15 protein-coding genes are annotated in these 13,367 nt (G+C 44.8%); 12 read left to right on the forward strand and 3 right to left on the reverse strand.

Features of this window, described 5'->3' with window-relative positions; all coding sequences use genetic code 11:
- Nucleotides 1-297: 297 nt before the first annotated feature.
- Entirely contained in the window at nucleotides 298-834 is a 537-nt protein-coding gene (locus H7968_RS14105) for a transcription repressor NadR (RefSeq protein WP_227396748.1), read from the reverse strand.
- A gap of 94 nt (nucleotides 835-928) precedes the next feature.
- On the opposite strand from H7968_RS14105, the gene safA reads away from it, so the two are divergent.
- From safA to yajC, 8 genes are all read left to right on the forward strand, one after another.
- A complete protein-coding gene (gene safA, locus H7968_RS18190; RefSeq protein ID WP_406566416.1) occupies nucleotides 929-1,708 on the forward strand; it encodes a SafA/ExsA family spore coat assembly protein in 780 nt (259 codons plus the stop codon).
- A gap of 267 nt (nucleotides 1,709-1,975) precedes the next feature.
- Entirely contained in the window at nucleotides 1,976-2,263 is a 288-nt protein-coding gene (locus H7968_RS14115; protein WP_227396749.1) for a BofC N-terminal domain-containing protein, read from the forward strand.
- 426 nt (nucleotides 2,264-2,689) lie between these two features.
- Nucleotides 2,690-3,301 carry a Holliday junction branch migration protein RuvA gene (ruvA, locus tag H7968_RS14120; protein WP_134376735.1) on the forward strand — a complete coding sequence of 204 codons (612 nt, stop codon included), beginning with the start codon at nucleotides 2,690-2,692 and terminating at the stop codon, nucleotides 3,299-3,301.
- Between the two features lie 13 nt (nucleotides 3,302-3,314).
- Entirely contained in the window at nucleotides 3,315-4,313 is a 999-nt protein-coding gene (ruvB, locus tag H7968_RS14125; protein WP_227396750.1) for a Holliday junction branch migration DNA helicase RuvB, read from the forward strand.
- Between the two features lie 11 nt (nucleotides 4,314-4,324).
- Nucleotides 4,325-4,513 (forward strand): DUF2905 domain-containing protein, encoded by a 189-nt coding sequence (locus H7968_RS14130; RefSeq protein ID WP_227396823.1) that lies wholly within the window; start codon nucleotides 4,325-4,327, stop codon nucleotides 4,511-4,513.
- A gap of 18 nt (nucleotides 4,514-4,531) precedes the next feature.
- Nucleotides 4,532-5,557, forward strand: coding sequence for a tRNA preQ1(34) S-adenosylmethionine ribosyltransferase-isomerase QueA (gene queA / locus H7968_RS14135; protein ID WP_227396751.1), 1,026 nt, complete (start codon nucleotides 4,532-4,534; stop codon nucleotides 5,555-5,557).
- A gap of 16 nt (nucleotides 5,558-5,573) precedes the next feature.
- Nucleotides 5,574-6,713 (forward strand): tRNA guanosine(34) transglycosylase Tgt, encoded by a 1,140-nt coding sequence (gene tgt, locus H7968_RS14140; protein WP_227396752.1) that lies wholly within the window; start codon nucleotides 5,574-5,576, stop codon nucleotides 6,711-6,713.
- Between the two features lie 34 nt (nucleotides 6,714-6,747).
- Complete coding sequence (gene yajC / locus H7968_RS14145) at nucleotides 6,748-7,020, forward strand: preprotein translocase subunit YajC (RefSeq protein WP_134376731.1); 273 nt, start codon at nucleotides 6,748-6,750, stop codon at nucleotides 7,018-7,020.
- Nucleotides 7,021-7,336: 316 nt separating this feature from the next.
- Here the strand turns inward: yajC and H7968_RS14150 are convergent, their stop codons facing one another.
- Nucleotides 7,337-7,708 carry a TIGR04086 family membrane protein gene (locus tag H7968_RS14150; RefSeq protein WP_227396753.1) on the reverse strand — a complete coding sequence of 124 codons (372 nt, stop codon included), beginning with the start codon at nucleotides 7,706-7,708 and terminating at the stop codon, nucleotides 7,337-7,339.
- Nucleotides 7,709-7,775: 67 nt separating this feature from the next.
- Here H7968_RS14150 and H7968_RS14155 point away from each other — a divergent pair, with 67 nt between their 5' ends.
- Entirely contained in the window at nucleotides 7,776-8,414 is a 639-nt protein-coding gene (locus H7968_RS14155) for a DUF421 domain-containing protein (RefSeq protein ID WP_227396754.1), read from the forward strand.
- Here H7968_RS14155 and spoVB read toward each other — a convergent pair.
- Entirely contained in the window at nucleotides 8,401-9,906 is a 1,506-nt protein-coding gene (spoVB, locus tag H7968_RS14160; RefSeq protein ID WP_227396755.1) for a stage V sporulation protein B, read from the reverse strand. The genes H7968_RS14155 and spoVB overlap by 14 nt on opposite strands.
- 100 nt (nucleotides 9,907-10,006) lie before the next feature.
- Here spoVB and H7968_RS14165 point away from each other — a divergent pair, with 100 nt between their 5' ends.
- From H7968_RS14165 to H7968_RS14175, 3 genes are all read left to right on the forward strand, one after another.
- On the forward strand, nucleotides 10,007-10,336 hold the full coding sequence (locus H7968_RS14165; protein ID WP_227396756.1) for a post-transcriptional regulator: 330 nt from the start codon (nucleotides 10,007-10,009) through the stop codon (nucleotides 10,334-10,336).
- A gap of 159 nt (nucleotides 10,337-10,495) precedes the next feature.
- Nucleotides 10,496-12,769: a protein translocase subunit SecDF gene (gene secDF / locus H7968_RS14170; RefSeq protein ID WP_227396757.1), complete on the forward strand. Its 2,274-nt coding sequence runs from the start codon at nucleotides 10,496-10,498 to the stop codon at nucleotides 12,767-12,769.
- A gap of 211 nt (nucleotides 12,770-12,980) precedes the next feature.
- Nucleotides 12,981-13,331 (forward strand): LapA family protein, encoded by a 351-nt coding sequence (locus H7968_RS14175; RefSeq protein ID WP_227396758.1) that lies wholly within the window; start codon nucleotides 12,981-12,983, stop codon nucleotides 13,329-13,331.
- Nucleotides 13,332-13,367 lie beyond the last annotated feature (36 nt).

Below are 13,367 nucleotides of genomic sequence, written 5' to 3' on the forward strand. Positions count from 1 at the left end.
GAGGCATCAGGACACTTTTTTAGGTAAGAACAATTTTGATGTTCTTAACAACAAATCCGGAAGGGTTATCGACAGAAAATAGATGTCTATTAACATGATTAGTCATGCTATCGACGAAACCAGCTTTCTGAAATAGTCTAACGACATAAATTGCTTACCTAACGACAGAAACCGTCGTGTGATTGACATTATCAATGGTTACTGACCTGGCTATTTGGACATGAGGGTATGCCGGGGCCGGCTCTATAAATAAAAAATGGTCTGGACAAACATGACAACGTTTGTCCAGACCATTTTTTATTCATCAATCAGAATCCCTGCTTCAAGCAGTTCCTTTTCCACCTTTTCTATAATTGAAGCATGATCTGCTTCGATTTCGTGAAGGTGTATACCCTCTGTCAGCTCAGATAAAAGTCCGGCTTCGGTTTCCTTAACCTGCTCCATAAACCGCTTCACCTCATTTGGTGAGTGGAGCATAAGAGAAGCAGTCAAATCTCCGTATAACGGATGTTCAATGGATACATTCTTAACAGTCGCACCATTATTCACAATAATTAAAAGCTCAGTTTCCGCCTGAGCCGGCGTATGCTTGCATACAATTTTTTTTGTCACCCGCACAGATGGGGTGGACGGCATATATAAATAACCCTGACTCGTCGCCAGAATAGGTTCTTCTTTTGCTTTTAACAGGTTGATGTCACTGACAATCACCTGCCGGCTGACATTCATTCTCTCAGCAAGCGTACTGCCCGTGATGGGACTGATCGAATCACGCAGTGTCAATAAAATTTGCTGGCGTCTCTGTTCACCTGTTGTCTTGCGGTCACTTGGCATTCCTCTAACCTCTTTCTTGTAAGTCTCTGACGATATTGTATCATAAATGAAATCTTTTCATAGGATATATGGAACGATTCATGGAGGTGGCAAAATGAAAATTCATATTGTCCAGAAGGGTGACACCTTATGGAATATCTCAAAACAATACAATGTTCCATTTGACCAGCTTAAAGCAGCCAACACTCAGCTTGCAAACCCGGATATGATTATGCCTGGAATGAAAATTAAAGTCCCGTCAGCCGCAGCAAAAAAAGAACTGAAAATGGAAATGACCCATCCTTATGCAGAGGTGAAACCGGCTTACCCTGAGATGAAAGAACAGATGCAATATCCGGTTTATACACAGCCGGAAATCGATCTTCATCAGACGTACAACATTCATATGCAGCAGCTGGCAGGTCAAATGCCGTCCTTCATGATGCCAGCGCCTCCTCCATTTCCAGCTCCGGTTCAGGCTCCGGAAATGGTGAGTGATAAAGTAAAAGAGGAAATGGAAGAAGAACCGATGGTGATGGGTGTGCAGGAAATGCCTGGTGGTTACCCTGGCAACTGTTGGCCAATCTCACCGGTCATGCCAGGCTCAGGACTCGATTGTCCAATGCCATACGGCGTCCCATTTTCTCCAATGATGGGGCCGCCTCAGATGGAGATGCCTCAAATGCAGGAAGTTGCAGGAGTCCAGCAGCAACCTCCTTTCAACGCTCAAATGCCAATGCAGGAAGCCGCTCAAATGCAAATGATGCCATACCAAAATGCGCCGATGATGATGCCTCCTCAAGGCCAAATGATGCCGCCACATCACTACTGTCAATGCGGCTGCAACAAACCCCATCAAGGCATGCCGTACCCAATGCCATTTCGGGGATACTAAGCAGTAAATTGATAATAAATTAATAAGCAGTCATGCCTGTTCTATATTATTCAGAGGGACGGGGACATCCGAAGACTCCTGCGGCAGAGAAGCGACAGGTGAGACAGCGTAGCGCGAAGCGCTAGCTGGCTCACCGCGCGGCCGCGGAAAGCGAAGGATGTCCCCGTCCCGGCTTTGGAAAAGCGGAGGCGACTCGTCCAGCCCCGGTTTTATGAATAAAAAACAAAATCAGCCGCAAACTAAGTAACAAAAAAGCAGGTGAACACATTGAAGTATTTCATCCTATCAGCAGCCCTACTCACTATGTTCAGCATTCCTCAACACGCATCCGCTCACACCATCACCATTGATTTCGAAACGATTTTCCTTGACGGCGAAAAAGGAACTGAAACACGTCAGGAAAGCTTTGAAGCCATGGAGGATTTCTGGTCCCTTTACGAAGGGTGGCAGCTGGTGGATATGTCAGAGGAAAAAGTTGTTCTCAGAAAAAGCAGGGAAGAGCTTTCCCCGCTCAGCGCAATGAACGGATATACACCCATCATCACAAAAGAATAATATTTAAATCGAAAAGCGGTCCTCCGGGCTGCTTTTTTTTGTCTAGCTCCGGCGACTAGCCCCTCGAGGTCATAAGCCAAAAATGAACGAGGGTAAAGAGCAACCCTCTTTTCATTTTCGTCTTATGCTTGTCGGGGCTGGGCGAGTCGCCTGCGCTTTTCTGTGTCCAGCTCCGGCGGCTAGCCCCTCGAGGTCATAAGTCAAAGCTGAACGAGGGCGAAGGTCAGCCCTCTTTTCATCTTCGCCTTTTGCTTGTCGGGGCTGAACGAGCCGCCTGAGCTTTTCTTTGACGATTTCAACGGTTCGTGCGCTTCGTTCTGAAATCTGTTAAAATAGAACGGATGTTTCTATTTATCTGAAATAGTCAGATTTTAAAGCGCTAAAAATGTGGTACAATGGAGAATGGACTGAAAGGAAGATACCTTGATGTATGAATATATAAAAGGCGAAATCGCTTATATTGCAACTGAATATGTTGTGTCAGATCATCATGGACTTGGTTATAAAATCTATATGCCAAATCCATTTATTATGGCGTCAAAAAAAGGACAGACTGTACAAATTTTTACATACCAGCATGTTCGCGAGGACCAGCTGACGTTATTCGGCTTCCCGACAATGGAAGAGAAGCTGCTTTTTACAAAACTCTTAAGTGTTTCGGGCATTGGACCGAAGGGGGCACTTGCCGTTTTGGCTTCGGGTGCACCTGAACAGGTGATTGAAGCGATTGAAAACGAAAATGAAACACTGCTTGTTAAATTCCCTGGCGTCGGCAAGAAAACGGCACGTCAGATGATTTTAGATCTGAAAGGGAAACTTCAGGATGTCGTTCCTGATTACTTTCCTAACCTGTTTACAGAACCGGCTGAGGAGAAGAATGAAGCTGAGACTGCACTGGAAGAAGCGATGCTCGCGCTCGAGGCACTCGGGTATTCTGAGAGGGAAACAAAGAAAATAAAACCTGTCTTGCTAAAAGAAGTCATGACAACCGATCAGTATATTAAAAAAGGGCTGCAGCTCATGTTAAAACTGAAGTAAAGGAGGGGACAGCATGGAAGAGCGCATCATGACCGGTGAAGCAAACCTGGAAGACCAGTCGCTTGAGCAATCAATCAGGCCACAGCTGCTGAGCACGTATATCGGTCAGGACCAGGTGAAAAAGAACCTTGAAATCTATATCGAAGCAGCTAAAAACAGGCAGGAGACTCTTGACCATGTCCTTCTTTACGGACCACCGGGGCTTGGGAAAACAACGCTTGCTGCGGTTATTGCAAATGAAATGAATGTAAATCTCAGGACGACTGCAGGACCGGCGATTGAACGTCCGGGTGATCTTGCCGCCATTTTATCAGCGCTTGAACCGGGGGACGTTTTGTTTATTGATGAGATTCACCGTCTGCCGCGTGCGATTGAAGAGGTATTGTATCCGGCTATGGAGGATTTCTGTCTGGATATCGTGATTGGTACCGGTCCGAGTGCACGTTCAGTCAGGCTGGATTTACCACCTTTTACGCTCGTTGGCGCTACGACAAGAGCAGGCGCCATATCTGCGCCGCTCAGAGATCGCTTTGGTGTCCTCAGCCGCCTGGAATATTATAATGAAGAGCAGTTGATTGACATCGTATGCCGTACGGCTGATATTTTTAATACGGAGATTGATGAACAGGGCGCTGCTGAAATTGCCCGTCGCTCAAGAGGAACACCGCGTATCGCGAACCGTCTGTTGCGACGTGTACGGGATTATGCGCAGGTACGGGGGAACGGGGACATTACACTTCCGATTGCTCAATCATCCCTCGAACTTCTGCAGGTGGACCGGATGGGGCTTGATCATATTGACCATAAGCTGTTGACGGGCATTATTGAGCGGTTCCGGGGTGGCCCGGTAGGACTTGATACGATTGCTGCGAGCATTGGTGAGGAATCCACAACGATTGAAGATGTGTATGAACCTTACCTGCTGCAAATCGGTTTTCTCCAGCGCACACCGAGAGGGCGTATTGTAACGCCACTTGTTTATCAGCATTTTAATATGGAGGTACCAGAGTGAGTCTTCCAAAAATGATGATGATTGCCGGTGCGGCTTTACTCATTGCAGGATTTTTACTGCAATTTATAAAAGCGGGCCGTCTGCCTGGAGATATTGTGATTAAACGGGAAAATTTCACGGTTTATTTTCCGATCGTGACATCGATTCTGCTCAGTCTTATTTTGACGGGGATCTTTTTTCTGATCGGAAGGTTTCGATAATAAGGAGCTGTAAGAGACATGAATATCAATGATTTTGATTTTGAACTGCCTGAGGAACTGATTGCGCAGGTGCCACTTGAGGACCGGACTTCAAGCAGACTGATGGTTCTCGATAAGAAAACAGGTAAGGTGGAGCACCACTCATTTCGTGAAATTCTGCAGTATTTAAACGAGGGTGACTGCCTTGTCCTGAATGATACGAAAGTTCTTCCTGCCCGCCTGATCGGGGAAAAGGAAGAAACGGGAGCGGCGATTGAAGTGCTGCTTTTAAAACAACTTGAGGGAGACAAGTGGGAAACGCTTGTGAAACCTGCTAAAAGGATCAAGCCGGGAACGAAAATCTCATTTGGCAACGGCTTGCTGACAGCTGAGTGTCTGGAAACAGGTGAGCAGGGAGGAAGAATACTGGAATTCTCCTATGACGGTATTTTTTATGAACTGCTGGACGAGCTCGGTGATATGCCGCTACCGCCATATATCAAAGAGAAGCTGGATGACAGAGACCGCTATCAAACCGTTTTTGCAAAAGAGAGAGGATCAGCGGCTGCTCCAACGGCCGGTCTTCATTTCACGGAAGAGCTGCTGGAGGAAATTCAGCAAAAAGGCGTTAAGCTTGCCTTTATCACGCTTCATGTCGGACTTGGCACGTTCCGCCCTGTGTCAGTGGACAGTATTGAGGAGCATGATATGCATAGTGAATATTATCTGCTGTCAGAGGACAATGCGGCCATTCTGAACCGGACGCGTGAAAATGGCGGGCGGATCATTACCGTTGGCACGACCTCAACACGCACGCTTGAAACGATTGCAGATGAAAATGGAAAGTTTAACGCTCAATCGGGCTGGACAGATATTTTCATTTATCCGGGCTATCAGTTTAAAGCATCTGATGTCTTACTGACCAACTTTCATTTACCTAAATCCACATTAATCATGCTCGTGAGCGCAATGGCTGGCAGAGAGCATACACTGAACGCTTATAAAGAGGCAGTAAAAGAAAAGTATCGCTTTTTCAGTTTTGGCGATGCGATGCTGATTAAGTAGAGAGGAGCATTCTCCATTGAGTGCAATACGATATGAACATATAAAAACATGTAAACAGACAGGTGCAAGGCTCGGAATCGTGCATACACCGCACGGATCATTTGAAACGCCTACCTTTATGCCGGTCGGAACGATGGCCACTGTTAAAACGATGTCGCCGGAAGACCTGAAAGAATTAAATGCAGGTATTATTTTAAGCAATACGTATCACCTGTGGCTGCGTCCGGGTCACGATATTATAAGAGAAGCAGGCGGCCTTCATAAATTTATGAATTGGGATCGTCCGATTTTAACAGATTCAGGCGGTTTTCAGGTATTTTCATTAAGTAAATTCCGTGATATTAAGGAAGAAGGCGTGCATTTCAGAAACCATATTAACGGGGACAAACTGTTTTTAAGCCCTGAAAAAGCGATGGAAATTCAAAATGCACTCGGCTCTGATATCATGATGGCTTTTGATGAATGTCCTCCTTATCCGGCTGAAGAAAAGTATATGAAGGATTCAGTGGAGCGTACAACCAGATGGGCTGAGCGCTGTCTTGAAGCGCATGCAAGACCTCATGATCAGGGGCTGTTCGGCATTATTCAAGGTGGGGAATATGAGCACCTGCGCCGTCAGAGTGCCCGCGACCTCGTTGCAATGGACTTTCCGGGTTATGCAGTAGGAGGATTATCGGTTGGTGAACCGAAGGATGTAATGAACCGCGTGCTTGAATTCACGACACCGTGGATGCCTGAGGATAAGCCGCGTTACCTGATGGGCGTCGGATCCCCGGATTCACTGATTGACGGTGCAATCCGCGGAATTGATATGTTTGACTGCGTGCTGCCGACACGGATCGCCCGTAACGGTACGCTGATGACAAGTGAAGGACGACTTGTTGTGAAAAATGCGAAGTATGCCCGCGACTTCGGACCACTGGATCCTAACTGTGACTGCCATGTTTGTAAAAATTATTCACGTGCTTATATCCGTCACTTAATTAAGTGTGAAGAAACGTTCGGAATCAGACTAACTACTTATCATAATCTGCATTTTCTGATAAACTTAATGGGGCAAGTCCGCCAGGCGATTAGAGAAGACAGACTTGGCGATTTCCGCGAAGAGTTTTTTGAACAGTACGGTTTCAATCAGCCGAATGCAAAAAACTTCTAATAGATAACTGCACGAAGGGAGGAGTTAAATCAGTATGGATATGTTATTGACGTTGGCACCGCTTATTCTGATGTTCGGTTTGATGTACCTTTTCTTAATCCGTCCACAGCAGAAGCGCCAGAAGAAAGTAATGGAAATGCAGAACAGCTTAAGCAAAGGTGATAAGATTGTCACGATTGGCGGTCTTCACGGAATCATTGATGCGCTTGACGAAGGTCAGGTTGTCATTAAGTGTGGAGACGGAAGCCGTTTAACTTATGATCGCAATGCGATTCGTGAGGTTGTAGAGAAAAATTCTGCTATGTAAATAGGGGATCGACTGCTTAAAGAAAAAAAGCTGCCTGAGGGCGGCTTTTTTTCTTTTTATTTATTTTTAATACATGAAACCGGGGCTGGGGCACCCTCCGCTTTCCGTGGCCGCGCGGTGAGCCAGTTGTGCTGCGCACATCTGTCTCACCTGTCGCTTTCCGCCACAGGAGTCTTCGGGTGCCCCAGCCCCTCTGAATATGAAAAGTCCCCCTGTCTTAAAATATAATGTTTGTTAATAAACAGGGGGCTGTGCGACTTTTCAGTGTATGGTATAGAATAACTGCAAGCTATGATGGGTCTGAAGTGACTGATCTTCAGGATTTGTTGAACAGGTTGACGCCGGCGACTCCTCCGGTGCAGGAGAGGAGGAGGAGGCCGGTGTAGTGAAAGAGGTGGGACCATTCGAACTGGATCGGCCAGACTGTCCATATGGATAAGGCGATGAGTAATAGTCCGGTGATGGCACCAATTACCCAGCCGTGACTTTTTGAGAAGGCGCCGCCTGCCATGCTGCCGATGACGGCAAAAACAAAGACGGATCCGTTGAGCCATTTTGATGCGGTTGTTTCGGTCATAGATGTGAAGTGGAGTAGGGTGGCAAAGAGACAGGATGACAGGAGTGCAAGGATTAGGATGGTGATGATGGCACCGCTTGTACCTTTGAAGACATTGATCCAGGAAGACATGGGATCCCTTCTTTCTGAGTAGTTTTTTAAATATCGGGAACGCTATCGTTGAAGGATGGTGACCGTGATGATTGAGTTTTACAGTCTTGTTGCACTAAGGGCCGTATTATTATATATATTGATTTTTATTATTTTCAGACTCATGGGCAAAAGAGAGGTCGGGGAACTGAGCCTGCTGGATCTCGTTGTTTTTATGATGATTGCTGAGGTAGCTGTATTTGCGATTGAAGATCCTTATATGAGTATGTTTCAGGCAGCCTTCCCCATGATTCTGTTAATGATCCTGCAGATTATTCTTTCCTGGGTTTCTTTGAAGTCAAAGCGAATACGTGAGCTTTTTGATGGGAGACCTTCTATTTTAATCAAAGATGGTGAACTTGTTAAAAGCGAAATGAGAAAAAACAGATACAACATTGATGATTTGATGCAGCAGCTGCGTGAAAAAGAAGTATTTAACCTTCATGAAGTGTCCTATGCTATTTTAGAGCCATCGGGCAGTTTGACGGTTTTGAGAAAGGGACGTGAAGAAGGCAGCCTTTCTCTTCCGTTAGTAATGGATGGAAGGGTTCAGCAAAGACATCTGGATCTGATCGGAAAGGATGAAACTTGGTTGAAAAATGAACTAGGTAAAATGGGTTACACATCCTGTAAAGATATTTTCTTTTGCTCTTTTGAGGATGGAAGATGGTACATCAGCTCTTCCTGAAAGACTTGCCGAAAATAAACCAGTCCTCTTTTTTAATAAGCTGAAGACCGGATGCGAACACAATAAAACAGACCGTTAAAATGAAAATGCGTTCCGGAGAAGAGGCATATGGAACGATTAACTGATGGATCAGGGAGCACAGTACGAGTAAAAATCCCGTCGCCACATACTGTCCATAAGGAATCGTCAGTTTGATCATCGTGCGTATGGAGTGAAAGTGTAAAAAGGTGACGGTGATCACGCCGGCTGCAATCCCGATCGCCGCGCCAATAATGTTTTCCATTTGCAGCAGTAAAAAGGCCATGACGGCCAATTTGACAATGGCACCAATAATGCTGTTGATCATAGCTGTTCCCGCCGCTTCGAATGCCTGCATGACAGCATGAAGGGGACCCTGATAATAATAAAAAATGAATAGTGCAGATAAAAGCTTCAGTATATCCTGCCCGTTTGAGGTGTGATAGAGCAGCTGAAGGAAATACTCTCCTTCCATAAACAGCAGTAGGGAAAACAGTGCACCGGTTACAAGTGAAATTCTGAGTGCCTGATGAACCCTGTGTTCAACAGTCTGCAGCTGCTTTTTTGCCAGCGCCTCGCTGATTGAGGGAACAAGAGCGGTACTGAGTGAGACCGTAATAAAGGATGGCAGTAAAAGGACAGGAAGAATAAATCCTGTCAGCAATCCGTATTGCCCGGTTACATATGATGCGGTTAAGCCCGTCATCATCAGACATTTCATCACAATAATCGGTTCAAGAAACCACGCTGCAGATCCGACCATCCTGCTTCCTGCAGAAGGTAGTGCGATATTGAGAAGTTTTTTTGATGTAGCAGCAAACATGACCGGCTTTTTCATTCTGACCGGTCTTTTTGTTATGTAAAAAACAGTTAGAAGAAAGAGTAGTGAAACGAGCTCACCTGCAACGGACGCAATCATTGCCCCTGCCGCTGCATATTCGATTCCGCGTTCCATCAGTGCTGAAACAATCCATGTTAACAGAAATATCCTTACCAGTTGTTCAATGACGGATCCTGCTGCTGTAACACCCATCTTTTGTTTACCCATGAAGTATCCCCGCAGGACAGCTGAAAAGGCTGCAATGGGCACAACCGGAAGTACTGCAATAAAGGGAATAAGTGTACGGTTGTTGTCCAGCAGAACATTAGCGATGAATGGTGCCGAGAAAAACAGAGCAGGTGTTAATAAACATGCCAGTGATCCTGTAATCCACAACGATGCAGTCAGAATATTTCTGACTTCGTGCGGGCTTTTTTTGGCTTCCGCTTCGGATACATATTTTGAAATGGCAATTGGCAGACCAAGCTGGGTGACCGTGATAGCAAGCATCAGAGCAGGAAATGTCATCATATATAATCCGACGCCTTCTTCACCAGTCAGCCCGGCGAGCATTATCCGATGAACAAATCCCAATATTTTTGTGGCCAGTGCGGCTACCATCAGTAAAATGGTTCCTTTAATAAATGTCGACACAGTGTCCTCCATCTTCTCAAACGACTTGATTTCAGCTACAATGAATCATATGCACAAAGAGAGATTGGTTAGTACAACAAGATAGACAGGAGGAGAATGTGTGAATAAGGAAATGTCATTTGAAGAAGCATTCAGAGTGGCCGGTCCGGCTCTTGTCAGTAAAGCGCAGGAATTACAGCTTTACGGATATGATTCGGCAACCCCTGAGCTTCTTTGGAAATACATGCAAACAAAGAAGTGGAAGAGGGAACAGGGCGAAATTCGTATTCACCGTGCTGTAAATGAAATATTATCTATTAAAGCCGGTGATTTTATGAATTATATGGCGAATCAGGAGTACCGCTCATTTTCAGTAGGAAATGGTCTCAATGATGACGAAGTCGAACTGCTGCTTTATGGAGAACAAAACGGAAACTTGAACAAGTCCTGACAAATTTTATAGGTCATTGACACGTGTTCTCAACTGTTACATAATAAGTCTGTTGCTGAAATTTCAGACGTTTTACAAGTTTGTTACAAGCCGGAGCAATGTTTTGGCTGAAGTTTTCTTGCACACCGTGTGCATGTAATTGAGGAGGATTTTTACATAATGATAAAGCGCAGCAGGATTGTCGCTTTTTTTCTATTAGTCATTCTAATAGGCGGCACAATGGGATTGACCTCTCAGACGATACTTAACAACATTAAGCTTGGACTTGACCTCCAGGGTGGATTTGAAGTTCTTTATGAAGTGGAGCCCGCTGAAGAAGGACAGGACATAACGGAAGCCGTTGTATCAGATACAGCAGAAGCACTTGAACGAAGAGTGAACGTCCTTGGTGTCAGCGAACCGGTCATTCAGGTCGAGGATGGCAATAGAATCCGTGTTCAGCTTGCAGGGGTAGAGGATCAGAATGAGGCAAGAGAGATTCTGTCTACTGAAGCCAACCTGACATTCCGTGATGTGAATGATGAAGTTCAGATGACCGGTGCTGACCTTGTTGAGGGTGGTGCCACACAAATCTTTGACCCGAATACAAATGCGCCGATTGTGCAGGTTCAATTAAAGGATGCAACACAGTTTGGTGAAATAACAGAGCGTATTCTCGCTATGGCACCTGAGAATCAACTAGTGATCTGGCTTGATTATGAAGAGGGTGACTCTTTCCGGGAAGAAGTGACGAAGGAAGATCCTAAATTTATTTCTGCCCCATACGTAAATCAAGTGCTAGATAGAGAAACGGTAACGATTTCTGGGAATTTTACGCTTGAGGAAGCTCAAAACCTGAGAGACCTTTTAAACGCCGGTTCTCTGCCTGTTGAACTTGTTGAAGTTTATTCTACTTCTGTAGGAGCTTCATTTGGTCTAATGGCAATGGATCAGACAATATTAGCAGGGATTATTGGTATTTCGCTGATTTTCCTGTTTATGCTTGTGGTCTATCGTTTCCCTGGATTCATTGGAATCCTGACGCTTTCCGTATATATTTACTTAATTCTGCTTATTTTTGACTGGTTGAATGGTGTCTTAACCTTACCGGGTATTGCAGCCCTGATCCTCGGGGTCGGTATGGCGATTGATGCCAATATCATCACCTACGAACGGGTAAAAGAAGAACTTCGTGTGGGGCGTTCAATCAAAGATGCCTGGAAAAAAGGTAGCGGATCCTCACTTTGGACGATCTTTGATGCGAATATTACAACACTCCTTGCAGGTATTGTGCTGTTTGCATTCGGAACAAGCTCTGTTAAAGGGTTTGCGACGATGCTTCTGATCAGTATTCTGACAAGCTTTATCACCGCCGTTTTCGGTACACGACTATTTATGAGTCTTTGGGTGAAGAGTAAGTTCCTTGAAGGCCATAAGAGCTGGTTCGGTGTCAAACAGTCGGAAATTCTTGAATACAATGAAGACGAAGAACCTGATTCACTTGATCTTCCAACAAAGTTTGACCGTTTTGACTTTGTAAAAAGCCGGAAGAAATTCTTCCTTCTCTCTGCAGCACTTCTTGTTGCCGGATTGTCGGTTTTATTAATTTTCAGATTGAATCTGGGTATTGATTTTACCGAGGGAACTCGTATGGAAGTTCTTTCAGATCAATCATTTGAAGATGGACAGCTGGAGTCAGACATTGAATCAGTAGGTCTTGAGGCTTCAAGTATCGTCATCTCCGGAGATAACCAGGAGATTGGGGTTGCCCGATTCAGTGAGGCATTAAGCCAGGATCAGATTGCTGAATTGAGATCTTATTTCAATGAAAAATACGGTAGTGATCCAAATATTTCAACGGTTAGTCCTGTAATCGGAAAAGAGCTTACTGAAAATGCATTATACGCAGTAGCGATCGCCTCACTGGGTATCATTCTCTACGTAACGATCCGATTTGAATGGCAAATGGCAGTGGCTTCGATTGTCGCGCTTGTTCACGATGCATTTTTCATTATTGCTGTGTTCAGTCTGACACGTCTTGAAGTGGATATTACCTTCATTGCGGCCGTTCTGACCGTAATTGGTTATTCAATTAATGATACGATCGTTACATTTGACCGTATCCGTGAGAATATGAGAAAAATAAAGCGTATTGAGACGAAAGAAGAGCTTGCGTTAATTGTGAATAATTCACTCAGACAAACGCTTGGACGTTCGGTTAATACTGTTTTGACGGTTGTATTTGTTGTTGTTGCGCTGATTATTTTTGGGGCGACGTCGATTCTTAACTTCTCGATTGCGCTATTAGTCGGATTAATTGCAGGTACTTATTCTTCTGTGTTTATTGCTGCACAGCTTTGGTATGTGCTGAAGAAGCGTCAGTTGAAGAAGAAGGGTGTACTGATTACGTATAAAGAGAAGCAGGATTGGGCTTCAGATGAGCCTGTTGTGTAAGGTGAATAGATGAATTGAAACCGGGATGACTCTTGAGGGAGTTGTTCCGGTTTTTTTGAATACCCGGTCCGGGACCATCCCCTGAGCCAAGCCGTTTTAATAGGGTTAAGAACACTCGTATTAGGGTAAAATGAAATAATTCTTTATACTGGTAAAGGGTTTTGTCCGAATTTGATGGATTAGATCAGATAAATAAAAATGGGGTGAGAAGATGAAATTTCAATGGACGTTAATTTTAGGGATTGTTTTTGCACTAATTGTTGCTATTTTTGCTGTTATTAATGTTGATCCTGTGACGGTGAACTTTGGTTTTGCTGAGACGGATCTTCCGCTGATTCTTGTTATTCTCGGTTCAGTTTTAATGGGTGGAATTATTATTGGTTCAGTTGGCTTGTTCCGTCTGTTTATTGCGCAGCGGAAAGTGAAGCAGCTGGAGGTTGAAAATCAGCGTCTGAATGATCGTGTGGCAGAGCTTGAATCAAAAAATCCGGAACCGTTGCCTACGCGGACGGATTACAGGAAAACGGCCCCTGACAGTGCGGGTGACTCTGCAGCAGAATAAAGAAATGTTTATTGATCAACAACCCTCTCAATGTCA

Origin of the sequence: Jeotgalibacillus aurantiacus, assembly GCF_020595125.1 — a bacterium.
In the GTDB taxonomy this organism is placed as follows: domain Bacteria; phylum Bacillota; class Bacilli; order Bacillales; family Jeotgalibacillaceae; genus Jeotgalibacillus; species Jeotgalibacillus aurantiacus.

Excerpts from the sequence above, each read along its gene's own strand:
- H7968_RS14130 (WP_227396823.1), top strand. The coding sequence starts at position 4,325 with ATGATGATGATTGCCGGTGCGGCTTTACTCATTGCAGGATTTTTACTG.
- ruvA (WP_134376735.1), top strand. The coding sequence starts at position 2,690 with ATGTATGAATATATAAAAGGCGAAATCGCTTATATTGCAACTGAATAT.
- H7968_RS14155 (WP_227396754.1), top strand. The coding sequence starts at position 7,776 with ATGATTGAGTTTTACAGTCTTGTTGCACTAAGGGCCGTATTATTATAT.
- queA (WP_227396751.1), top strand. The coding sequence starts at position 4,532 with ATGAATATCAATGATTTTGATTTTGAACTGCCTGAGGAACTGATTGCG.
- ruvB (WP_227396750.1), top strand. The coding sequence starts at position 3,315 with ATGGAAGAGCGCATCATGACCGGTGAAGCAAACCTGGAAGACCAGTCG.
- secDF (WP_227396757.1), top strand. The coding sequence starts at position 10,496 with ATGATAAAGCGCAGCAGGATTGTCGCTTTTTTTCTATTAGTCATTCTA.
- safA (WP_406566416.1), top strand. The coding sequence starts at position 929 with ATGAAAATTCATATTGTCCAGAAGGGTGACACCTTATGGAATATCTCA.
- H7968_RS14150 (WP_227396753.1), bottom strand. The coding sequence starts at position 7,708 with ATGTCTTCCTGGATCAATGTCTTCAAAGGTACAAGCGGTGCCATCATC.
- H7968_RS14105 (WP_227396748.1), bottom strand. The coding sequence starts at position 834 with ATGCCAAGTGACCGCAAGACAACAGGTGAACAGAGACGCCAGCAAATT.
- yajC (WP_134376731.1), top strand. The coding sequence starts at position 6,748 with ATGGATATGTTATTGACGTTGGCACCGCTTATTCTGATGTTCGGTTTG.
- H7968_RS14175 (WP_227396758.1), top strand. The coding sequence starts at position 12,981 with ATGAAATTTCAATGGACGTTAATTTTAGGGATTGTTTTTGCACTAATT.